The 22,583-nt window shown below is 63.6% G+C and carries 21 protein-coding genes and 1 tRNA gene; 9 read left to right on the top strand and 13 right to left on the bottom strand.

The genetic code is table 11. The features are described from left to right. Window positions 1–6: 6 nt before the first annotated feature. The gene (locus tag FJ940_RS25250) at window positions 7–873 is read right to left on the bottom strand and encodes an SDR family oxidoreductase (protein ID WP_140560187.1); all 867 of its coding nucleotides are present in this window, start codon (window positions 871–873) and stop codon (window positions 7–9) included. A gap of 58 nt (window positions 874–931) precedes the next feature. On the opposite strand from FJ940_RS25250, the gene FJ940_RS25245 reads away from it, so the two are divergent. Beyond that, entirely contained in the window at window positions 932–1,783 is an 852-nt protein-coding gene (locus FJ940_RS25245; RefSeq protein ID WP_140500876.1) for a YihY/virulence factor BrkB family protein, read from the top strand. A gap of 105 nt (window positions 1,784–1,888) precedes the next feature. Here the strand turns inward: FJ940_RS25245 and FJ940_RS25240 are convergent, their stop codons facing one another. Both FJ940_RS25240 and gluQRS read right to left on the bottom strand, forming a co-directional pair. Then, entirely contained in the window at window positions 1,889–2,785 is an 897-nt protein-coding gene (locus FJ940_RS25240; protein ID WP_140658252.1) for a DMT family transporter, read from the bottom strand. A 151-nt stretch (window positions 2,786–2,936) separates the two neighbouring features. Next, window positions 2,937–3,806 (bottom strand): tRNA glutamyl-Q(34) synthetase GluQRS, encoded by an 870-nt coding sequence (gene gluQRS, locus FJ940_RS25235; protein WP_140658250.1) that lies wholly within the window; start codon window positions 3,804–3,806, stop codon window positions 2,937–2,939. A 74-nt stretch (window positions 3,807–3,880) separates the two neighbouring features. Between gluQRS and FJ940_RS25230 the strand changes: the two genes are divergently transcribed. Together FJ940_RS25230 and FJ940_RS25225 are read left to right on the top strand one after the other, a co-directional pair. Next, complete coding sequence (locus FJ940_RS25230; RefSeq protein ID WP_140658248.1) at window positions 3,881–4,522, top strand: DNA-3-methyladenine glycosylase; 642 nt, start codon at window positions 3,881–3,883, stop codon at window positions 4,520–4,522. 130 nt (window positions 4,523–4,652) lie between these two features. Then, complete coding sequence (locus FJ940_RS25225) at window positions 4,653–5,210, top strand: HNH endonuclease (protein ID WP_023677956.1); 558 nt, start codon at window positions 4,653–4,655, stop codon at window positions 5,208–5,210. Window positions 5,211–5,574: 364 nt separating this feature from the next. Here the strand turns inward: FJ940_RS25225 and FJ940_RS25215 are convergent, their stop codons facing one another. Beyond that, window positions 5,575–6,093, bottom strand: coding sequence for a disulfide bond formation protein B (locus tag FJ940_RS25215; protein WP_140500880.1), 519 nt, complete (start codon window positions 6,091–6,093; stop codon window positions 5,575–5,577). An 84-nt stretch (window positions 6,094–6,177) separates the two neighbouring features. Next, window positions 6,178–6,765, bottom strand: coding sequence for a YqaA family protein (locus tag FJ940_RS25210; protein WP_140500881.1), 588 nt, complete (start codon window positions 6,763–6,765; stop codon window positions 6,178–6,180). Between the two features lie 327 nt (window positions 6,766–7,092). Here FJ940_RS25210 and FJ940_RS25205 point away from each other — a divergent pair. After that, a tRNA-Leu gene (locus FJ940_RS25205) sits at window positions 7,093–7,177 on the top strand. Between the two features lie 283 nt (window positions 7,178–7,460). Then, a complete protein-coding gene (locus FJ940_RS25200) occupies window positions 7,461–7,670 on the top strand; it encodes a hypothetical protein (protein WP_140500898.1) in 210 nt (69 codons plus the stop codon). A gap of 182 nt (window positions 7,671–7,852) precedes the next feature. On the opposite strand, the gene FJ940_RS25195 is transcribed toward FJ940_RS25200, so the two are convergent. Next, window positions 7,853–8,053, bottom strand: a complete 201-nt coding sequence (locus FJ940_RS25195; protein ID WP_140525443.1) for a hypothetical protein — start codon at window positions 8,051–8,053, stop codon at window positions 7,853–7,855. Between the two features lie 334 nt (window positions 8,054–8,387). Between FJ940_RS25195 and FJ940_RS25190 the strand changes: the two genes are divergently transcribed. Then, window positions 8,388–8,621 (top strand): polymerase, encoded by a 234-nt coding sequence (locus FJ940_RS25190; protein WP_140500900.1) that lies wholly within the window; start codon window positions 8,388–8,390, stop codon window positions 8,619–8,621. Window positions 8,622–9,198: 577 nt separating this feature from the next. Here FJ940_RS25190 and FJ940_RS25185 read toward each other — a convergent pair. The 5 genes from FJ940_RS25185 to FJ940_RS25160 all read right to left on the bottom strand — a co-directional run bounded on the left by FJ940_RS25185 (window position 9,199) and on the right by FJ940_RS25160 (window position 13,508). Continuing rightward, window positions 9,199–10,479 (bottom strand): GNAT family N-acetyltransferase, encoded by a 1,281-nt coding sequence (locus FJ940_RS25185; RefSeq protein WP_140525444.1) that lies wholly within the window; start codon window positions 10,477–10,479, stop codon window positions 9,199–9,201. Further along, on the bottom strand, window positions 10,479–11,879 hold the full coding sequence (locus FJ940_RS25180) for a lipopolysaccharide biosynthesis protein (protein ID WP_140658246.1): 1,401 nt from the start codon (window positions 11,877–11,879) through the stop codon (window positions 10,479–10,481). The genes FJ940_RS25185 and FJ940_RS25180 overlap by 1 nt, the downstream gene beginning before the upstream one ends. Before the next feature lie 176 nt (window positions 11,880–12,055). After that, on the bottom strand, window positions 12,056–12,262 hold the full coding sequence (locus FJ940_RS25175; RefSeq protein WP_140525446.1) for a DUF1127 domain-containing protein: 207 nt from the start codon (window positions 12,260–12,262) through the stop codon (window positions 12,056–12,058). 57 nt (window positions 12,263–12,319) lie between these two features. Beyond that, entirely contained in the window at window positions 12,320–12,817 is a 498-nt protein-coding gene (locus FJ940_RS25170) for a hypothetical protein (RefSeq protein WP_140500907.1), read from the bottom strand. Between the two features lie 418 nt (window positions 12,818–13,235). Continuing rightward, entirely contained in the window at window positions 13,236–13,508 is a 273-nt protein-coding gene (locus FJ940_RS25160) for a DUF4242 domain-containing protein (RefSeq protein WP_140500909.1), read from the bottom strand. A 215-nt stretch (window positions 13,509–13,723) separates the two neighbouring features. Here FJ940_RS25160 and FJ940_RS25155 point away from each other — a divergent pair, with 215 nt between their 5' ends. Further along, window positions 13,724–16,309 (top strand): AAA family ATPase, encoded by a 2,586-nt coding sequence (locus FJ940_RS25155; RefSeq protein WP_140633328.1) that lies wholly within the window; start codon window positions 13,724–13,726, stop codon window positions 16,307–16,309. Window positions 16,310–16,367: 58 nt separating this feature from the next. Here FJ940_RS25155 and secA read toward each other — a convergent pair whose 3' ends face one another. Then, the gene (gene secA / locus FJ940_RS25150; protein WP_140500910.1) at window positions 16,368–19,100 is read right to left on the bottom strand and encodes a preprotein translocase subunit SecA; all 2,733 of its coding nucleotides are present in this window, start codon (window positions 19,098–19,100) and stop codon (window positions 16,368–16,370) included. Between the two features lie 259 nt (window positions 19,101–19,359). Here secA and FJ940_RS25145 point away from each other — a divergent pair, with 259 nt between their 5' ends. Continuing rightward, complete coding sequence (locus tag FJ940_RS25145) at window positions 19,360–20,277, top strand: peptidylprolyl isomerase (protein WP_140500911.1); 918 nt, start codon at window positions 19,360–19,362, stop codon at window positions 20,275–20,277. 63 nt (window positions 20,278–20,340) lie between these two features. On the opposite strand, the gene FJ940_RS25140 is transcribed toward FJ940_RS25145, so the two are convergent. Next, window positions 20,341–20,940 carry a TetR/AcrR family transcriptional regulator gene (locus FJ940_RS25140; protein WP_140513847.1) on the bottom strand — a complete coding sequence of 200 codons (600 nt, stop codon included), beginning with the start codon at window positions 20,938–20,940 and terminating at the stop codon, window positions 20,341–20,343. Between the two features lie 388 nt (window positions 20,941–21,328). Here FJ940_RS25140 and argJ point away from each other — a divergent pair, with 388 nt between their 5' ends. Next, the gene (gene argJ, locus FJ940_RS25135; RefSeq protein WP_140500913.1) at window positions 21,329–22,570 is read left to right on the top strand and encodes a bifunctional glutamate N-acetyltransferase/amino-acid acetyltransferase ArgJ; all 1,242 of its coding nucleotides are present in this window, start codon (window positions 21,329–21,331) and stop codon (window positions 22,568–22,570) included. The last annotated feature ends 13 nt before the right edge of the window (window positions 22,571–22,583 follow it).

Here is a 22,583-nt window from a genome sequence, read left to right as displayed (position 1 = left end):
TCTTGTTCAGGCGCGTTTGGCGAGCAGGCGGTGAAGCATCGATGCCGGAAGGATGCGTTTGAGCGTGGCGCCGACCTTGGCGGGCACTGTTACCACATAGTGCGGGCGCGGGCGCCGCGACAGAAGTGCATGGCGAAGCGCCTTGTGGACCACTTCCGGCCCGGGCTTCAGCGCCGATTGGCTGCCGCCGGTGCGCATCCGTTCCAACTGCGCCTCATAGTCCGCGCGATGCACGGAATTCTCATGGTCGATATTCCTGAGAAACCAGGCGAGGCCATTGCTGGCGATCTTCGATTTCACCGGCCCCGGCTCGATCAGCGAGACATGCACGCCGCTGCCGGCCAGTTCCTGGCGCTGACAGAGCATCAGCGCCTCCAAAGCGTGTTTGGATGCCGAATAGGCGCCGCGAAAACGTACCGGCACCAGGCCAAGGATCGACGAGCAATGAACGATCCGGCCACGGCCCTGGCGGCGCATCACCGGCACGAGCCGGCGGGTCAGGTCGTGCCAGCCGAAGAAATTGGCCTCGAACTGCTCGCGCAAGGCGGCCACCGGCAGATCCTCGACCGCGCCCGCTTGCGCATAGGCGCCATTGTTGAACAGAGCATCGATCCTGCCGCCGGTCCGCTCCAGCACTGAAGCCGCAAGCGCTTCGATGGAGGCAGGTTCGCGATAGTCCAGATAGAACGCCTCGATGCCCTCCTTTTCCAGGGCCGCGATGTCTTCGGGCTTGCGCGCCGTGGCGAACACCCGCCAGCCTTCCGCCTTGAGCGCCCGCGCGCAATAAGCGCCTATGCCGGACGACGCGCCGGTGACGATGATGACGCGCAACGCGCGTGCCGACGGATTCGTCTTATGACCAAGGGTTGCCATTTGCCGCATTCCCTTCCCATATTCGCGGCGTCGAGACAATCGAAGGGGAGCGCGGTTCTTGTTGCGGAATATCGTCGCCCTGCGCCGCGTGCTCTACGACGCGATCGGTCATTTCAACACCGATGACGGCTGGGCGATGGCCAGCCATCTGGCAATCACCTCGCTGATGGCGCTGTTTCCGTTCCTGATCTTCGCCACCACGCTGGCGAGCTTCCTCGGCGCGCAAGCCTTCGCCGACACGGCCGTGCACCTGGTCTTCGACACCTGGCCGGAACAAATCGCCAAACCGATCGCGCGAGAGGTGCTGAACGTGCTCACCGTGCGACGATCGGATCTGCTCACCTACGGCGTGCTGCTGGCCGCCTATTTCGCCTCGAACGGCATCGAGGCGCTGCGCACCTCGCTCAACCGGGCCTATCGCGTCACCGAGACGCGCGGCATCATCTATCGCCGCGTGCAGAGCATCTTCTTCGTGCTGATCGCCACGGCAGGCTTCCTGGCGATCAGCGTGCTCCTGGTCTTCGCGCCATTGCTGGCGCGGCTGGCCGAGGCGCATTTCGAGTGGATAAAACCCTATACGGGCACCATCACGCTGTGGCGCTACGTCATCGCCTCGACCGTCATCGTCGGCGGTCTGTTTTCAGTGCATTACTGGCTGCCGGCCGGCAAGCGCCGTTTCGTCTCGCTGATCCCCGGCATCGTCTTCACGCTCGCCGCATGGCTGATCGGCTCGACCATTTTCGCCACCTATCTCGACCATTTCTCGTCCTACGTGACGACCTACGCCGGGCTTGCCTCGATCATGATCGCGGTGGTCTTTCTCTACATCGTGTCCGCGATCTTCATTCTCGGTGGCGAACTCAATGCAGCAATCAGCCGCTATCTCGAGGCACGCGCGCGGGTGGGATGACCGGCTGAATTGAAGAACTGGAGAATTGGAGAATTGGAGAATTGAAGAAGAAGCCCCCAGCGCCAAATGGCACCATTTTCCTCAATTCCTCAATTCCTCAATTCCTCAATTCCTCAATTCTACAATTCTTCCCTTGGTCTGCCGCGCCGTTGCCAGACCGACACCGAAGGTCGTGATCGCCATGCCGGCAATCTGAAGCGCGTTGAGCTGCTCGTCGAACAAGGCCCAGGCGATGACGGCCGTCACCGCCGGCACCAGATAGAACAGCGAAGCGACCTTCGACATCTCGCCGTCGCGGATCATCACCATCAGAAGGAAGATGGCGCCGATCGACAGCACCAGCACCAGCCAGGCCATGGCGAAGATCAATTCGCCGTTGATGACGACCGTGTGGGTCTCGAAGGCCAGTGAAGCCAGGATCATCACCGAAGCGCCGCCGACATATTGCCACATGGTCGCGGCGACGAGGTCGCCGCCGGAAGCAAAACGCTTCTGCCATATCGTGCCGGCGCTCATGCCGAGCACCGAGACGAGCGAGGCTGTCAACGTGGCTGACGTCACGCCGCCGCCGAGCGCGCCGAGCTTCGGCCAGAGCACGATGACGACGCCGGCCAGGCCGACCGCGAGGCCGGCCCAATGGCGCGGCAGGATCGCCTCGCCGAGAAACTTGCCGGCGAGCACCGCCGTGATCAGCGGCTGCAGGCCGACAATCAGCGCCGACAGCCCGGCGGGCATGCCCCTGTGGATAGCCCAGAAGACCGCGCCGAGATAGACGCCATGCATCAGAATGCCGGCCCCGGTGGCGTGCAATGCCTCTTCGCGGGAGGCTCTCTTGGAGCCAAGTACGACCACCAGGCCGGCGAACAACGCCGCCGCCAGGACGAAGCGCGCAGCCAGGAACGTAAACGGTTCGGCCCACGGCATGGCATAGCGGGCGCCGATGAAGCCGGTCGCCCACAGGACGACGAAAGTGGCGGGGATGAGCCGCTTGACGCTGTGCATTTTCCGGGGACCGCGCTTGATGAGAATTTGAGCCGTGGCGAAGCTCTAGTCCGGTTCAAGCCGGCGCGCAAAACGAAACGATTGATCCATGCATCACCGGAATTCAACCGGCCGCCTTTTCTGCAAGCTGTCTCTTCGGCCTTCGCCTGCGTCAGAGACCGACCATCCGCCTGACATCGTGAGCCGACACGCCCGCTTCGCGCAAGACGGCAAGGCCGGTGTCCTTCAGGCTTTTCGACAGCTTGCGCCCGTCGGGTCCCAGGATCAGCCGGTGATGGAAATAGGCTGGCTGCGGCAGGCCAAGCAGTTCCTGAAGCAGCCGCTGTACCCCGGTGGCGGAATAAAGATCCTGGCCGCGCACGACATGGCTGACGCCCTGCAGCGCATCGTCGACGACGACGGCGAGATGATAGCTGGTCGGGATTTCGCGGCGCGCCACGATCACGTCGCCCCAATCGCGCGGGCGGGCCTCGACGACGCGCGTCGCGGAAAGCGATTCGTCTGAAAATTCATTCCATGACAAATCCTTGCCGACGCGTGCCATCGCCGCATCGATATCCAGCCGCCAGGCGAAGGGAGCGCCCGCGGCAATGCGGCGCCGGCGTTCCTTCGCCGGCAGAGCCTTGTCGACGGCGGGATAGACCGGCACGCCGTCGGGATCGCGCGGCCAGTCGCGCTTTTCGCTCTCGGTGATGAAAGCCCGGATCTCGCTTCTGCTCATGAAGGCGGGATAGACAAGGTCCTCCCGGATCAGCCGGTCAAGCACCGTCTCATAACAGGCGAAGTGCTCGGATTGCCGTCGTACAGGCTGTTCCCAGGCAAGACCGAGCCATTTCAGGTCGGCAAAGATGCCCGCCTCGAATTCCGGCGAGCAGCGCGTGGTATCGATATCCTCGATGCGCAGCAGCAGGCGGCCGCCGACCGCTCGCGCCAGTTTCTGGTTGAGCAGCACCGAAAAGGCATGGCCGAGATGCAGTTCGCCATTGGGACTGGGCGCGAAACGGAATGTCAGGAGTGTCATCTCTTGAGCGGCAATCGGGTTGTGCGGCGGTTTTGCCAATTGCTACCGTGCGGCCGGTTCAGGAACAAGAAAGCATGCAACGTATCGCCACATTGGACGACATCGCCCGGGGACTCGACGCGCTTTGCGCGATCGACCCAAGGCTGGAAAAGATCCGCGGCATGGCGGGCGAGGTGCCGCTACGGCTGTCCCAACCAGGATTCTCGAGCCTTGCCTCGATTATCGTCTCGCAGCAGGTGTCGCGCGCCAGCGCCGATGCGATCTTCGGCCGGCTGACGAAACTGGTCGACCCGTTGACGCCGCTGGCGATCCTTGCCGCCGGCGAGGACATGTTTCGCGAGGCGGGCCTGTCGCGACCCAAGCAACGCGGCCTCCTCGCCGCCGCCCAGGCGGCGGCGGACGGCCTCGATCTTCATCGTTTGTGTTCGCTTGACGCCGGCGAGGCAATCACGACCATGACGGCCGTGCCCGGTATCGGTCCGTGGACGGCGCAGGTGTATCTGCTGTTCGCCGCAGGCCATCCCGACATCTTCCCGGCGCGCGATGTCGCGCTCCAGACCGCCGTCGGCCATGCGCTCGGCATCGACCCGCGTCCGCCGGAGAAAACACTGATCCAGCTCGCCGAATCATGGAGCCCATGGAGAGGTGTCGCATCGCGGCTTTTCTGGTCCTATTATCGCGAATTGAAGGGCAGGGATGCCGCACCCCCGGCCTGAAAACGCGAAAAAGCATCAAAATCTCGTTTTTTTGTGCCTTCGGACGCGTGACAATCCGCTTCACATCCCTGTCATGTCGGGCTTACAGTATCCGCGCCATTCAGGTTAGAGAACCAAGGAGGCCAACGACGTGACGGTTGCCGTATCTCCGGATGGGCTTCCAGCGCTGGTGCTGAATGCGGATTACCGTCCGCTCAGCTATTACCCCCTGTCGCTCTGGTCGTGGCAGGACGCCATCAAGGCGGTGTTCCTCGAACGGGTGAACATCGTCGCCGAATACGAGCACGCGGTGTCCTCGCCGACCTTCTCGATGAAGCTGCCGAGCGTCGTCAGCCTGAAGGCCTATGTGAAGCCGTCGCGGCATCCAGCCTTCACACGCTTCAACGTCTTCCTGCGCGACCGCTTCCAGTGCCAGTATTGCGGCACGCCCGACGATCTGACCTTCGATCACGTCATCCCCCGCCATCGCGGGGGTGCTACGACGTGGGAGAATGTCGTCGCCGCCTGTTCGCCCTGCAATCTCAGGAAAGGTGGCATGATGCCGGCCCATGCCAAGATGTGGCCGTTGCAGAAGCCCTACCAGCCGACGGTGCACGACCTGCACAATAATGGCCGTCTGTTCCCGCCCAACCATCTGCATGAAAGCTGGATGGATTATCTGTACTGGGATGTCGAACTCGAACCCTGAGATCGTCCGAGAATTCGGGACGCTGGCCGTCTGAAGCGATTGTCTCCATGATAGTCTGACATACCCTGATATCGGACCAGCTCGGCCGCGCTCACTTATCAGCGGCTTCGCGTTTTGAGGACCGGCTTCCTCCACTCCGTCGCTGCTTCGCAGCGCCACCTCTCCCCCCTCCGGAGGGAGAGGAAAGGAGCCTGAGGCAATAGGTTCGCGCCATTCCTCTCCCCCGTCGATCGGGGGAGAGGTGGCTCGGCGGAGCCGAGACGGAGTGGGGGTCGACCTGGCTCGGACGTCGAAAGCCGCGCTATCCGACTCGGCCCGCCGGATTTCTGCTCGAACTCTTGTCGTGCCGTTCGGTTGAACGGACTCAGTCGCGCGAAAGCGCGCTGCGGAAGGCGATGGCCGCTAGGACAAGGCTGGCGATGGCGTTCCAGCCGGCGAGCGACAGGCCGAGAATGCGAAGCGCGGCCTTGTCGCAGGACGGGGGCACGAATTTGTCGAGCGCGTCGAGGACGCCTTTGCCGCCGGTGTCGACCGGGCCTCCGCCCGCGGTGCAATCGGCCGGGCCCTGCCACCAGGCCCACTCCACGCCGGCATGATAGATGCCGAGATAAAGGCCATAGAGCATCAGCAGGCCGCCGATGGCCAGCAAGCCGCGCACCACCCATGCCGGCGCGTGCAGCGCCGATGCAAGCAGCGCCAGCAGCATCAGCGGCACGCCGATATAGTAGGGCGTGCGCTGTTCCAGGCAGAGATGGCAAGGGATGTAGCCGCCAATGTACTGGAAGGCGAGCGCGGAGCCGACAGTGGCGGCCATGGCTACGGCAAGGAACAGGGCCGTCATGGTCCGCTGGCGTCCGGTGTTGGCAGTCATGGTCGCAGTCATGGGGTCTTTCGTCCGTTATGTTCGCCGCTCGCCCGGTCTTGTGGTCCATGTCGCCACGCCGCCGCGCGGTTTGGGCGACATGAATCAGAAGGCGTATTTGACCAGGATATAGAGCAAAATCAGGGCGGCTGCCGCCGCACCCGCGATCAGGCCGAGGCGCTTTTCGATGAACTCGCGGATCGGCTCGCCATAGCGGCGCAGCAGCCAGGCCAGGAGCAGGAAGCGCCCGCCGCGCGCCACGATTGCCAGCGCGATGAACAGCAAAAGATTGACGCCGATGACCCCCGAAAGGATCGTCACCACCTTGATCGGCGGCAGATGGGCGGCGCCCGAGGTGATCAGCATCAAGATGATGAAGCCGATGCCCGAAGAGACGCGCAGCGCCTCGAACTCGTCATACTTGCCGTAGAATTCGAGGATGGGCCGCGCCAGCGCGTCGTAGGCGTAGTGGCCGATGAACCAGCCGGCGATGCCGCCCAGCACGGAGGCGACGGTGGCGATCAGCGCATAGCGATAGGCGCGATCAGGCCGCGACAGTGCCATCGGCAGATAGAGCACGTCGGCCGGCACCAGGAACACGGAACTCTCGACGAAGGCGATGAAGGCCAGCCACCATTCGGCGGATTTGCGCGCCGCCAGCGACAAGGTCCAGTCGTACAGTCCGCGAAGCATCGGCTCTCCTAATGTCGTAAATGCCTACCGCACGGCGCCCACATGCACGGCGTGGCCGGCATAAGGGCAGGCAGAAAACCAGGGGCATGGATGAAACAGGTGCATGCGTGAAACCAAGACCCGAAGCGCGCCGCGTTCCTTCTTCCGGACGCCAGGCGCTTCGACACGACGCCTGTCTAGAAAGATTTTCCGCGCCGCACAATGGCAGTGCCCGCAGGAAACCGAAAGGGGCGGTTTGGTCGCGGCTCCGCAGGCTATCGGCAACAGGCCAGTTGACGAACAGGCCTCCAACCGTATAGTCCGCGCCATCCAGGCCGCCCGGCCTGAGCCCCTATGGCGGAATTGGTAGACGCGCTCGACTCAAAATCGAGTTCCGCAAGGAGTGCTGGTTCGATCCCGGCTAGGGGCACCATTTCAGTCGCCGCTTCGATGCGTCTGCCGCTAATTTCCCGATCGGCGTTTCGGCACTGCGGATATGGTGCTCGAGTTTGTCGTGCGCCGCTTAAAGCCGATATCGCAAGAGCGACATCCGGGAGCGGCTCGGCAGGGTGCAGGACGGCCTGTCCAATGCGATAGCCGCTTTCACGCTTCAGGACCTATGTTGGCCGCCTGACCGTTCCTCGGTGTGGATATATCAGGCCTTGAGATTGCCCCTTGCATCAGTTGTTGCTTATTTATCTGAAAGGGAGGAACTCATGCCGATTCGTCAGAAAGCTCAGGAGGCTGGCGTCTTCGATTCCTCCGAAGTGGCCCTGCTTGGCCGCGTGTTCGACAGGCTGAAGCTCGACGCCCGATCGGCCCAGCAACGCGAAGCGATTTCATCCCGCATAATCGCGAATTACATGGCCGGGATCAGGGACGAAGACGAATTGGTTTCGGCATCCAGACAGCCGCTGGGACGCTAGCGCAATTCTGGTGCAAGTCGGGTCAAAACGGTTTCATCGACGAGCTTCGGAATCCACGTGAATACAAAGGGTCAGAGCGAGCGGGTTCCTTCAATGCCGAACCGCGCCAATGGGTCGGCGTAGACACCGGCCATAGTCGCAAGAAACGCCACTCGTGCCGTCCTATCCGACGGCATCCGGGTTCAACAAGGAAATCCCGCGAAGCTGAATTCGGCGACCGTGCCGTCCTCTCTGGTGACCCGAACGAACAGCGCGCCTGGAATGCGGGGTTGCATCGGATGACCGGTTGCCCGTCTGGCAGCCCCTGCGGGACTTGAAGCCGCCACCTCGTGCGTGCCGATAATTCTCTCGCCCAGGATTTCCTCCACCTTGTAGCTGGTCATTTTCCCCGTTGGGCGACGATCTTGACTATCGACAGAAGGAGCCCGGCCTGCTTTTGGCGGTAGGTTCGGCACTTGGCGAGCAGGCCGGGCTGTGCTCCCGGCTGTCAGGTACCTTGGTGGAGGGCTTAGCCGGTGCGAAAGGCAGACTGTCTCCTTCTCCTGGACCCGCAATTGGGACTGAAGTCCGAAGCATCGACGCATTGGTCCTAAACCCTGAACATAAGCCGCCGTTCCTCATTGGCGTGGAAGCCGTCGAGTAAAGTCCCTTCATCGACGGTCCCTGGACGCCCGCCGTTGCTGCGAGCGGCGGGTGTCCGACTTCGGGGAGAAAGACATGCAGCTTGGCGAGATCATCGCGAACACCTTCGCCGTCCTGCTGCTGATTTGTTTTCTCGCGATCGTGTTCTTCCTGTTTGGAAAGCCGCTGTGGCCGGACCACTATGCTCGCATGTCGATTATTCTCCCGGTCGACGCGATGACCACGGCTTCGGTGAGACGGACCGGCGCGCATCCTCACCTGCCGGACACTTTCGACATGGCGCTCGCTCGCCCAAGACCGTCCCCGTAGGGCTCCGTGGCGGGCTTTTACGCGTCCAGGATTCTGGCGCCGGCAGCTTTCCCATTGGCGGCTCCCCCGCTGGTTCCGGCAGGTGGATTTCTCGCGTTCAGCGCCTGTTCCTCGCAATCCGCGCGCCACCGCCGAAAGCGACGGGGAAGAATGAGGACGAGTGGCTCAAGTTAGATCTGGTCGGCCGTTTCAAGTTCCTGAAGAGCAATGAAGATTAGCCTCATGCTCGCTGCCGGATTTCGTGAAGGCGGACCAAAGTCCCAGGGTCTGGTCCCAAAGGTCTTATGTTACCACTTAAGTTCCGTGAATGTCCTTTATATGTTCGAATGAATTAGCTAATTCTGATGTCCGCCACGAGGAAAAGTGCTGAAGAAAAACGGATGCGCCGCCGGCAAGCGACTTGAATTATACCCAAAATCGTATCACCTTTGTCGCGCTTTGTTGAAAGATTGTGACTGTTGCTCAAGCAGGCGCTGGCGAATAAACGCCATCAATACAGTGACTGTTAATCCCATGAAGCAACCAAATGCTCAGGCTTGAAGCAAGCATCCACGCGCTCCAGAAGATGCGAGCGCGTCTATCGTCTCTTGAGCAGGCTCTTCATCCGGTTGCGCAGCAGGCGGGCCATGTTGCGGGTCTCCCGGTAGAGATGCAGTTGCGAGGCCGCCTGGCGGGCGAGACGGTCGGCGTCCGGCGTCAGGCCGATCACCAGCGTGCCCATCGGCTTGCGCTCGGTCCACAGCCTGCTCATCACCGGATGGTCGGGCACGGCACAGGAATCGGTCATCATGATGTTGGGGTCGTCGAGATGCTGCCTGGTCACCTCGATCATCAGCAGCGTGCCTGGCGAATAGCCGGCCAGAGTTTCGTCGTAGGCCGTCTTCCAGGTGTAGGCAACGCCGGCTTCGACGAAGACGATCAGGCACGCAATGGTGCGGCCGTCGAGCGTCAGCGAATGGATGCGGCACAGGTCCTGCTCGGCCAGCCTGTGCACGGCCTCGCGGGCGAAGGCGGCGCGGTAGCGGTCGATCGCCATGGCCGTGCGCTCGCGGCCCTTCCAGCCGGCCGCCTCCAGCGTCAGGAAGCTCTCGATGGCGTGACGGATCTCGTCGGGGCCGCGCGCCACGACATGTTCAAGCTTACCGAGGTCACCCAGCCGCCGCTTGAGGCGGCGGAACTCGCGATAATGGTGCGCGCGCAGCGAAGCCTTCAGATAGTCCTCGGCGTCGCGTTCGCTCTCGAGCAGCGGACGCTGGGCGTGACCGGTGGTGACCAACATCAGGCCACGCGTTTCGGCCACAGTGGCAACCAGGCTCGCCACCGCGCCGTCGAGCCTGATGTCGGGCAGGACGAACACTTTCGGCAGCTTCAGATGCGGGCGCGACAGCATGGAGAAGAAATCCTCGAGGACACCGACCGGATCGTCGCGGTCGACCAGCGGGGTGCCGAGCGGGCCGAACGGGCTCGACCATGTGCGCATGACCGGAACCCCGAGCGGCACCACCGGCCGCTCCACCGAGAACGGCACCAGAAGGCGTAGCCGGTTGCGGTATTCATCGCCGTCACGGATGACGGCCAGACGCACCTCGCGGTCTTCCAGCCGGGGCATTGCGGGCGCGAGGAAACGCGGGTTGAAGAAGACGTTGGGCTCGATGGTGCGGGCGCACAGATAATCCAGCTCCTCGACGAGGTCGAACCCGGCCGACGCCGGATAGATGGCCAGTTTCCGCTCGGGCCGGTTGTTGGCGAGGATCTCGATATGGGCCGGGTCGGTGTCGCGCCCCAGTCCGGCAAGGCCGGACACCATGGCGCCGGCGGGGCCGCCGCTGGTTTCCTCGAGCAAGGGGATGGCGGCCATCACGCGGCTCCTTTGGCTGGCACGAAGATCGCCATGACGATGCCGAGCTTGCGCCAGACCGTGAAGGACAGCGCGCCGGCCTCGAAGATCATGGCGAAGGCGGTGGCCATTGCGGCGCCCCACAGGCCGAAGAGCGGGATCAGCACCACGTTCAGGCCAATGTTGAAGGCCAGCGTCATGGCATAGACGGCGGCGCAGACATTCTGGTTGCCGCTCATGGTGAGCAGGCTTTCGCACGGGCCCACGGCGGCGCGCGCCACGACGCCGAAGACGAGCAGGAACAGAAGCGGATAACCCGATGTGAATTCGGGACCGAACAGCATCAGCATCGGTTTGCCAAGCGCCAGCACCAGCAGCGCCATGGCGAGCGATGGCCAGAAGGTCCACGACACCGTCTCGCGGGCGAAGGCGGCGAGCTTTTCCGGCTCGCCATGGGTGAACTGGGCATAGCGCTGAGCGACGCCTGCCTTGACGGCGAAGTAGACGAAATGCACCAGCGCCAGTGTCTTGACCGTGGCGAAATAGACGGCGACGTCGTTGGGGTCCATATAGGCGCCGACCATCAGCACGTCGGCATTGGTGAGCAGGAAAAAGAAGCTTTCGACCAGGAAGATCGGCAGCGAGACAATGAACCATTGTGCGAAATGCACCTTCATCGGCCCGGCCGGAATCTGCTTTTCCATGCGCCGGGTGACGCCGATAAGCTGGGCGAGCGTGGTGACGTAAGTGGCGGCGATCGAGGCGAAGATCGCGGTCTTCGCGTCGGGCGCGTAGCCGGCGAAAAGCATCAGCGCCATGAACAGCAGGATCAGCACGGGCCGTATCAGATAGGTCGGCGCCAGGGCGAACAGCGCCCAGCTGTTCGCCCTGGCCTGGCCTTGCAGCAGATCCGACAGCGCTATCATCGGCAGGCAGATGACGCCGAGGATGAACGGCAGGACATAGTAGTTTTCAGTCCATGACGAAGCGAGCCACACGCCGAGCGCGCCGAGCCCGGCGATGACCGTCGAAGCGATCAGGACGAACAGGCGGCTGGCCACGACGATACCGCGCAACTCGTCGATGAGGCCGCGCTCGCGGTATTCGGGAATGAAGCGGATGACCGAGGTGTGGAAGCCGAGGCAGGCGAGATTGCCGACGATGACCATGGTCACCCAGACAAGGACGAAGATGCCGTATTCGAACGAGCCCATCCAGCGTGCCATCAACACCTGGCTGACGAAGGCGATGACGGCGCTGACGATGCGGATGCAAAAGGCAATGACCGACATGCGGCCGGCCTCGCCGCGCTCGTCGGCGGTGAACAGCACGGCGTCGACGCGGCCAAGCAACGGCTCCACGCGCAGCGCCAAACGCTGCGGCAAGAACCGCCCGGCTGTCGTGGCCGCGGAAAAGCGCACCCCGATTGTTCTCCGTTTTCCGCTTCTTTTCAGGCTTTGGTGTAGCGGAGACACCTTAAGAAAGGGTGGGTGGAAGAGGCATACACAATGGCAGAGAGGCCAGCGAGGACGACCGGTGTGGGTTCCATGCCGCAAGCAGGAGACACGCGCTCTGTCGTTCCAACTCCCAGCCAAGCCTAAGAGCGGCGCGCTTCGCCGTGAGTTGCGACATAGTCGATCTCGGAACGGCTGATGCCGATGTCTTTCAGCATGAAATCGGGCATGGCCTCCAGGTGACGCCGCTCATGTCGGAGGCGCCGTCCGCGCGCCAGCCAAGCGAGGATGGCCATCAGCCGCCATGGTGGGGCGCGCAGCCTTGCCAGGAAGATAGCTATCTCGGGCATGGTTTCTCCTCGCGACGCGTAAAAGGCCTGCCGGCACTGTTCCGGCAGGCGGTGCCGTCAGTCGGCCTTTTTCATGGCATCGCATGAGACATTCGGGTTCATGTCGGCGAAGGCGCCGGTCGGGTTCTGCTTCCAGGCCCAGACATGAAGTTCGTAGAAGGGGCCGAGGCCGTAGCGGTTGGGAGCGCTGTCGAAGTTGAACAGCTGGCCTTCGAGCGACGCAGGACCCTTCGCGGTGATATATTCGACGGCCACCAGCTTCAGCTTGCCATCGGCCATCGGCTCGTACATCACGGCCTCCGGCTTGGCGAGGTCGACGGCATCGTCCTTGAGATAGGCGCCATTGACGTAGTGAATGCCCATGGCGCCGCCGGTGATGCCGCTGGCGCAGGGAATCGGCGCATAGCCCTCGGCGGTGGCCGCCGCGACATTCACGAAGCGGCCGTTGGCCGCCCGCACCTCGGCGGCCAGCCGATTGCCACTCTCCGCAGATGCGGCAGTGGCGGTGATCGCCATGATGGACAGCGCGGCAAGGCGCCAGAAATTGACGTTCATTTTATTCTCCATTGGTTGTTGGTGACGCGCAGGCGGCAGGACCGGCCTGTAAGGCCCTGCTGCCATGCCTGCGCGTTGGATCGTCAGTTGCGGGACGGGTCCGATCCGTTCCTCTCTAGCCGGGCGGCGGTCTCATTGATGCCACCACCAATATTCCCAGTAGTCCCGCCGCATCTCGTGCTCCGGCAGGCCGACGTCCCGCCTTAAATAATCGTCTTGCGGTGGCAGGCGCCTGCGCCGGCTTCGCAATGGCGCGAGCAGCGCGGAGACAATCCGCGATGCGAGACCACGCCGGGAGGGTGCATGGTCGAACGCCACGACGGCGGCTGCCGTTTCGGGAGGAAACAGCACGGAAAGCCGACACCCATCGCTGCCCAGGACGATCTCACGCTCATTGTTCCATCCTTGGTCCATAGGGTCAGCGATAAAAGTAAGGGTCCAGGACCCTCACCTCCGTGATCTTGTCCACCGGTAGCGAATTCTTCTGCGCCGTGCTGCGGATCGCCTCCGGCGAGGGGGCGTCGTAGATGCAGAAACTCTTGTTCCTGTCGGGCGACACGAAGGAGTGCAGCCAGGTGACCCCCTTCTCGGCGTTGCGCATGATGATGCCGCCGAGCGCCGTCGCGCCGACGTCGTTCGTCGGCACGTTGAGCCCGTCGGGGAATGTCCGTTCGATCAGATAGCGAGGCATGGAGTGGCTTCCTTTTGTGACTGATTCACGCTCGAAATGAGCGCGGTTGGAGAAAAATCACGATCGTCGAAAGCGCACATCGGAGCCTTTCCCCATATTGCGCGGGACGATTCCCTATGTTTTCGACGTTTGGTCTGGGAGCCACACTGCGGATACCGAAGCGGGGGTATTTTGGAGAAGGGTCGAGGGACGACGATACTTATGGGCCAGTGACGATGCTTCTGGAACGGCAGGCACAACTCGATCAGTTGGAGGAACTGCTCGCGGAGGCCGCGCGCGGTCGCGGCCGCGTGGCGGCATTGCTGGGCGAGGCCGGCGCCGGCAAGACGGCACTCGTCGAGGCGTTCGTAACCCGTGCCGGGCAGCACGTTTCCATATTCCGCAGCGCTTGCGAAGACCTGTCGATTCCCGATCCGCTGGGACCGCTCTATGATCTGGCCCGGGACGCGCAGTGGGCACTGCCCCGGGCAATCGACGACCGCCAAGGTCAGCGGCTGCCCCTGTTTTCAGACGCTCTCGAGGTTTTCGAGGCGAGGTCTCGGCCGGGTTTGCTGGTCATCGAGGATATGCACTGGGCCGACGACGCGACCCTGGATTTCGTCCGTTTCCTGGGCCGGCGCATCACCAACACACATATGCTGGTGCTGTTCACGGCACGCACCGACCGCAGCGAAGGGCAGATGCGTGCGCGCCGGGTGCTCGGCGAAATTCCAGCCGGCAACGTCCAGCGCATCGAAGTGCCACTGCTCAGCGAGGCGGCGGTGTTGTCGCTTGCCGAAGCAGCCAACCGCGACGGCAGCGCAATCTATCGCGCCACCGCGGGCAACGCCTTCTTCGTCACCGAATTGCTGGCTGCCGAAAGCGAGATGATCCCGCCGGCCAGCGTCCGCGACGCCGTGCTGGCGCGTGCCGAGCGCCTGTCGCCGGGAGCGCGCTCGATGCTCGACGCGGTGTCTGTGTTTCCACGCCGCGCCGATGCCTGGGCGCTGCGCGGCCTCTGTGGCGTCGCCAGCGCCGGCCAGCTGGCGGAATGTGTCTCGAATGGCTTGCTCGACGATCTCGGCGATGGCTACGCCTTCCGGCACGAGATCGCCCGTCGCGCCATCGAGATGGCGCTGACCTCGAGCCGTCGGCGCGAATTCAACCAACGCGCGCTTTCCGCACTGCAGGAAAACGCCGAGGTGACTACCGCAAGGCTTGTGCACCATGCGGTGGAGGCCCAGAATCTTGAGGCGGTGCGCGAGCTTGCCCCGCTCGCAGCGCGCGAGGCTTCCCGCGTCGGCGCGCATCGCGATGCCGCCGGCTACTACGAGGTCGCCTTGCGGCATGCCGACAGCCTGCCGATGAGCGACCGGGCGAGGCTTTACGAAGGATATGCGTTTGAATGCCATCTGATCGGCCGCATCGATGCGGCCATCGAGGCGCAGAGCCAAGCGCGCCGGCTACAGCAGGCGCTGGGCGACACGCTCAGGGAGGGCGACAGCCTCAGATGCCTGTCGCGCTTCGCCTATTTGGTGGGTGACCGCGAACAGGCGGACCTGTTCGGGGCCCAGGCAGTGGAACTGCTGGAACAGGCGCCTGCCAGTCCGGAGCTTGCCATGGCCTATTCCAATCTCTCGCAGCTGGCGATGCTGGCCGAGAAGCTCGATGAGACGCTGCTGCTTGGCGGCAAGGCAGTCGCTCTGGCCGAACGGTTGAACAAGCCGGAGATAATCTGCCACGCGCTCAACAATCTTGGCTCGGCCGAGCAGTGGCTTGACCTGGCCAAGGGCCGGCTGCACCTCGCCCGCAGCCTTGAAATCGCGCTCGTGCAGAATTTCCAGGAGCACGCGGCACGCGGCTTCACCAATTGCGCCTGCGCCGAAATGAACCAGCTCGATCTTGTGCGCGCGCAATCCTTTCTCGACCGCGGCATTGCCTATTGCGTTGAGAACGACCTCGCGACCTGGCGCGACTATATGCGGGGCGTGCAGGCGCAGCTGCTTTTGCGACGCGGCCTTTGGGACGATGCGGCGGCCATGGCTCTCGACGTCATCGACGATGCTGCAACGACAGCCCTGGTGCGTTACCCATCCCTGGTCGCGCTGGCGAAACTGCGCATAAGGCGAGGCGATCCGGCTGGGCCGGTGCTGGAGGAAATGAAGCGGTTCCTGGACAGGGGAATGGAGCTGCAGCGGCTGGTGCCTTACACGGCGTCGATGGCCGAACTGGCATGGCTTGGGCAAGGCGACGCCAGTGAGGCGCTTCGCCTGATCGAGCTGGCAGAAAGCCTGTCGCCGACGAGGGCGATGTTCGCCGAACTGGCCGTCTGGCGGCTGCTCTTGTCGCCTGAAAGCGACCCTGGCGATACGACCGGCATGGCGGAGCCCTATCGCCTGCTGCTCGCCGGCGATTGGCACGGTGCCGCGACGCTGTGGGCCCGGCTGGGTGCTCCGTTCGAGCAGGCGCTCGCCCTGCTGCGCGGCGACGAGCCGGCCCTGCGCCTGGCCCTGGATATATTCGAGGGGCTCGGTGCCCGGCCGGTCGCCCAGCACGTCCGCGCCGTCATGCGGCAGAATGGCGTCAATAACATTGCAAGGGGACCGCGGCAGAGCACGCGCGCCAATCAAGCTGGCCTGACGCTGCGCCAGATGCAGGTCCTGCAACTGATCGAACGCGGTTTTTCCAACAAGAGAATAGCCGAGCACCTGACCATCTCACCGAAGACCGTCGATCATCATGTCTCGGCGGTGCTGGGCAAGCTGGACGCCATTTCGCGTGGCGAGGCGACCGCCGCCGCGCGCGATTCCGGGCTGATCTGAGCACGTAGGAATCTCGCCCGGATCAGAAATCCGGGAATGTGAGCCCTGCAGGTTTTCCTTACGCGAAAGCGCCGTGGCAGTGCTTGTATTTCTTGCCGGAGCCGCAGGGGCACGCTTCGTTGCGGCCGACCTTGCCCCAGGTGGCGGGGTTGTTGGGGTCGCGGTCTTCGGGGGCGACGATGGCGTTGCTTTCCTGGCGCACCAGAAGGGCGGTTTCGCCGCCTTCGAAATCGTTCTCGCCGGTGGTACCGTCAATATGCGTGCCGAACATGTCGGGGGCTTCCGGCGGCGGGGCCTCGGCAGCCTGGCGGACCAGTTCGACGCGCATCAGCTGCGCGGTGACGGCCTGGCGCAGATTGCCCAGCATCGCCTGGAACAGCTCGAACGCCTCGCTCTTGTATTCCTGCAAAGGATCGCGCTGGGCGTAGCCGCGGAAGCCGACAACCGAACGCAGATGGTCGAGATTAACGATGTGCTCGCGCCACAGATGGTCGAGCGTCTGCAGCACCACGGAGCGCTCGACATAGGTCATCACCTCGGGCCCGAAGCGCTCGGCGCGCTCCTTGGCGGCGGCGTCGGCGGCTTGCGTGATGCGCTCGCGAATGTCGTCCTCGGCGATGCCTTCTTCCTTGACCCATTCCTCAATCGGCAGGTCGAGATTGAGGAACTCGGCGACCTCGGCCTTCAACCCGGCGACATCCCACTGCTCGGCATAGGCGTTCTCGGGAATGGCCTTGGCGACGATCTCGTCGATAACGCCTTCGCGCATCTCGGCAATGGTCTCCGACAGGCCTTCGCCGTCCATCAGCTCGATGCGCTGTTCGAACACGACCTTGCGCTGGTCGTTGGAAACGTCGTCATATTTCAGAAGATTCTTGCGGATGTCGAAGTTGCGCGCCTCGACCTTCTTCTGCGCCTTTTCCAGCGCCTTGTTGATCCAGGGATGGATGATGGCCTCGTCTTCCTTGAGGCCGAGCTTCTGCAACATGCCGTCCATGCGCTCGGAGCCGAAGATGCGCATCAGATCGTCCTGCAGCGACAGGAAGAATTTCGAGCGGCCGGGGTCGCCCTGGCGGCCGGAGCGGCCACGAAGCTGGTTGTCGATGCGGCGTGACTCGTGGCGTTCGGTGGCGAGCACGTAGAGGCCGCCGGCAGCCAGCGCCTTTTCCTTCAGGCGCTCGACGTCGGCATAGATTTCCTTTTCCCGCGCCTCGCGCTCGGGCCCTTCGGGCATGTCGCCCAGTTCCTCGGCGATGCGCATCTCGGCATTGCCGCCGAGTTTGATGTCGGTGCCGCGGCCGGCCATGTTGGTGGCGATGGTGATGGCGCCGGGCTTGCCCGCCTGGGCGACGATCGCCGCCTCGCGCTCGTGATGGCGGGCGTTCAGCACCTCGAAATCCTTAAAACCTTCCTTGCGCAGCCGCTCGGCCAGTTGCTCGGACTTCTCGATCGAGGTGGTGCCGACCAGCGTCGGCTGGCCCTTGGCGCTGGCTTCGCGGATCTCCTTGACGATCGCCTTGTATTTCTCCTCGACCGTCCGGTAGACCTCGTCGTCCTCATCCTTGCGGATGACCGGCAGGTTGGTCGGGATCTCGGTGACTTCGAGGCCGTAGATGTTGCCGAATTCCTCGGCCTCGGTCAGCGCGGTGCCGGTCATGCCGGAAAGCTTCTTGTAGAGGCGGAAATAGTTCTGGAAGGTAACGGAGGCGAGCGTCTGGTTCTCCGGCTGGATTGCCACATGCTCCTTGGCTTCAAGCGCCTGGTGCAGGCCTTCCGAGTAGCGGCGGCCGGGCATCATGCGGCCGGTGAACTCGTCGATGATGACGATCTCGCCGTTGCGCACGATATAGTCCTTGTCGCGCTGGAACAGGCGGTGCGCCTTCAGCGCATTGTTGACGTGATGGACGATGGCGACGTTCTCGACGTCATAAAGCGACTCGCCCTTGAGCAGGCCGGCGTCGCGCAGCAGGTTCTCGAGCTTCTCGGTGCCTTCCTCGGTGAAGATGGAGGTCTTCTGCTTCTCGTCGATCTCATAATCCTGCGGCTGCAGCTGGATGATGAAAGTGTCGATGGTGTTGTACATTTCCGAACGGTCCTCGAGGGGACCGGAAATGATCAGCGGCGTGCGCGCTTCATCGACCAGGATGGAATCGACTTCGTCGACGATCGCGTAGTTGTGACCACGCTGTACCATCTGGGCGCGCTCGTACTTCATGTTGTCGCGCAGATAGTCGAAGCCGAGTTCGTTGTTGGTGGCATAGGTGACGTCGGCGGCGTAGGCGACGCGGCGCTCCTCGTCGGACAGGCCATGGACGATGACGCCGACCGAGAGGCCGAGGAACTTATAGACGCGGCCCATCCATTCGGAGTCGCGGGTGGCGAGATAGTCGTTGACGGTGACGACGTGGACGCCATTGCCGGCCAGTGCATTGAGATAAACGGGCAAGGTCGCGACCAGCGTCTTGCCCTCACCGGTGCGCATCTCGGCGATGCCGCCATTGTGCAGCACCATGCCGCCGATCAGCTGGACGTCGAAGGGGCGCATGCCGAGCACGCGGCGCGCCGCCTCGCGGGCGGTGGCGAAGGCCGGGATCAGCAGGTCCTCGAGGCTGGCGCCGTTGGCGATGTCTTGGCGGAACTTTTCCGTGCGGCCGGCGAGCTCTGCATCGGAGAGCGCCCGCATCTCGTTTTCCATGGCGTTGATCGCCTCGACACGGGGCCGGGTCGACTTGACCCTGCGGTCGTTGGAGGAGCCGAAAACCTTACGGGCGAGACCGCCGAGACTGACCATCCAATGGTCCTTTCGATAGAATTCTCAAACTGAGACGAGCGCCGGCCGGCCCCATCAAATCCACGTGAATGCGCCGCCTGTATACGGGCAACGCAAAAAGCGCCCGGAAAACGGTTCTGGACGCAAAGTCGTTGGACAGATAAGAGGGGGCTCAACTGATGTCAACGCCGCGCTGGCCCTGCCGGTCGCGCCAAATTCGGCCACAATCTGGCTGATCTGGAAGCCTCCCGTCCTTCACATCCTCATCGGAGTCATCTTAATGTCCTTGTTGTTCCGCCGTGCGTCGCTCGCCAGCCTCGGCCTGGCCGTCGGCCTGTCGGCTCTTTGCCTGTCGCCGCTGATGGCGCAGGAAACCGCACCAGCCCAGCCGGCACCACCAGCGGCACCGGCCGCACCGGTCGATCCGAATACAGTGGTTGCCACCGTCAACGGCCAACCCCTCACCGAAGCAGATCTCGTGCTTGCCGAAGGCGAGCTGTCGCAGCAGTTCGCGCAACTCCCGGCCGAGCAACGCCGCGCCGCGGCGCTTTCGGCCGCAATCGAGATCCGCGTCATGGCCGCCCAGGCCGTCTCGACCGGTCTCGACAAGGATCCCGATTTCCAGCGCCGCATGGCCTTCCTGCAGCAGCGCGCGCTGCATGGCGAGATGGTCGAGAAAGGCGTCGTCGACAAGGTCACCGACGCCGAGATCCGCGCCCGCTACGACCAGGAGATCGCCAACACGCCGCCGGTCAATGAGGTGCATGCCCGTCACATCCTCGTGAAGACGAAGGAAGAGGCCGAAGCGATCATCAAGCAACTCGACGGCGGCGCCGATTTCCAGAAGCTCGCCAACGAGCACACCTCGGATCCGAGCGGCAAGACCAGTGGCGGCGATCTCGGCTGGTTCGGACCTGGCCAGATGGTGCCGGAATTCGACAAGGCCGCTTTCGCGCTCGAGGTCGGAAAATACACCGAGCAGCCGGTGCAGTCGCAGTTCGGCTGGCATGTGATCAAGCTCGAGGACAAGCGCACCAAGCAGCCGCCGGCCTTCGACGACGTCAAGGACCAGGCCAAGCAGGCGGTCATCCGCGACAAGTATTTCGCGCTGGTCAAGTCGCTGCGCGCCGATGCCAAGGTCGAAATTCCCGACGCCAATTTGAAGAAGGCCGTCGATACGCTGGAAAGCGCCAAGTAAACCAGAACGGTTTCGAAAAAGGGGCGCGGCGGCCAAAGGGCGCCGCGCCCTTTTTGCGTCAGTTCAGCCGTCGGGCCCTTCTATGCCTCGCAGGAGGTAGCGGACCACCTTGCGTATCGTCGCCTCGTCTTCGTCGAGCCGGTTGGTCAGGAGCTGCCGCCACGCATAGGAAGCCACCAAGTCAGCCGCCACAGCCGGATCGACATCGGCCGCGACCTCGCCCCTTGCCTTGGCGCGCTCGATGATCTGGCCGGTGTGGGCCCGGCGCCCGCCTGTATAGCCGGCAAGGGCCGCGGCCGCCGTTTCGTCCGACTGCGCCTCGGCGATCAGCGACCTGAACACGCTGCCCGACGACGTCTCGCGCCAGTGCGCGAACAGGTTCTTGAGGAAGCCGACGAGATCCTCTTCCAGTCTTCCCGTATCGGGAACATCGACGCGTTTCTGGCGCTGGTAGACCTCCAGCAGCAGCGAGGCCTTGCTCGGCCACCAGCGATAGATGGTCGGCTTTCCGGCACGCGCCCGCCGCGCCACGGCCTCGATCGAGAAGCCGGCATAGCCGGCCTCGACCAACACCGCCTCGGCGGCATCGAGAATGGCTTCCGCGCTGTCGGGATTGCGCCGCGCACCGATGGATTTACGCGCCGTATCCGCCTCTTCGGCCATCCTGTCGCCCTCGCCGTCGGTTTAGGCCGGCAATATAAGTGATCCGGCGATGAAACGAAACGGCCCGTTCTTGGCGGCTGAGGCAGGAGACATTTTGCCTGCCATGTCCCCCCGCACGATGCGCAGGCCGCCATCGGTGCTGACCAACTCTGCCCGCGCTCCCGCGCCGAGTCGCAACGGCTCCCAGAAATACCAGGGCCAGGGTCAGAAGCTGCCCTCGGGAGAGATCGCAACCTGGGCAGGGCGGTGCCAGCGAACTGCAACGGAGCCGGCTGCGAACCGGTCAAGGCCAATTCCGGTTCTCACGCCGCCACCAAAACGCCTTGCGCGGGCGCGCCGTATCGGGCAAACCGGCGTTTCTCCGCCGATTTTTCCCGTCCGAGGTTCCATGTCCACGACGATTTCGCCGCTCGCGCCGAAGAAATACCCCAAGATGCCTGAGATCGAGGGGGTGCGCATCGCCACCGCCGAAGCGGGGATAAAATACAAGAACCGCACCGATCTCCTGGCCATGGTCTTCGAGCCCGGCACGGCGGTCGCCGGCGTGTTCACAAAGTCGAAATGCCCCTCGGCGCCAGTCGATTTCTGCCGGCAGAACCTTGCCGCGGGCAAGGCCCGGGTGCTCGTCGTCAATTCCGGCAACGCCAATGCCTTCACCGGCAAGAAGGGCCGGGACTCCACCGCGCTGACGGGCGAAGCGGCAGCCAAGGCTGCCGGCTGCACGCCAGGCGAGGTGTTCCTGGCCTCGACCGGCGTCATCGGCGAGCCGCTTGACACAACCAAGTTCAGCCACCTGCTGGCTGGTCTGGTCAGCAACGGCAAGCCCGACCTGTGGACCGAGGCGGCCAAGGCCATCATGACCACGGACACTTATCCGAAGGTGGCGACGCAGACCGTCAAGCTCGGCGAGACCGATGTCACCATCAACGGTATTTCCAAGGGCGCCGGCATGATCGCACCCGACATGGCCACGATGCTGTCCTTCGTCGCCACCGATGCGCCGATCGCCGCCCCCGTGCTGCAGGATCTGCTGTCGCGCGGCACGGCCAAGACCTTCAACGCGGTGACCGTCGACAGCGACACCTCGACCAGCGACACGCTGCTGCTCTTCGCCACCGGAAAGGCCGCCAAACGCGGCGCGCCGGAGATAACCGATCCCAAGGATGCCCGTCTGGGGGCGTTCCGCCGTGCGCTCGGCAAAGTGCTGAAGTCGCTGGCGCTGCAAGTGGTGCGCGACGGTGAGGGCGCCCGCAAGCAGGTCGAAGTCACCGTTACCGGCGCGAAATCGGCGCGTTCGGCCAAGCGCATCGCACTCTCGATCGCCAATTCGCCGCTGGTCAAGACCGCGGTCGCCGGCGAGGACGCCAATTGGGGCCGCGTCGTCATGGCCGTCGGCAAGGCCGGCGAGCCGGCTGACCGCGACCGCCTGTCGATCTGGTTCGGCGACAACAGGCTGGCGCATGAGGGCGAGCGCGATCCGGCCTATTCGGAGGAAGCGACCTCGGCGTATATGAAGCGCGACGACATCCGCATCCGCGCCGATATCGGCATCGGCCGCGGCAAGGCGACGGTGTGGACCTGCGACCTCACCAAGGAATACGTCGCCATCAATGGCGACTACCGGAGCTGACGGACTTGGTTTC

This window comes from Mesorhizobium sp. B2-3-7 (assembly GCF_006442695.1).
Taxonomy (GTDB): domain Bacteria; phylum Pseudomonadota; class Alphaproteobacteria; order Rhizobiales; family Rhizobiaceae; genus Mesorhizobium.
This window is presented reverse-complemented; position numbering and strand designations above follow the sequence as displayed.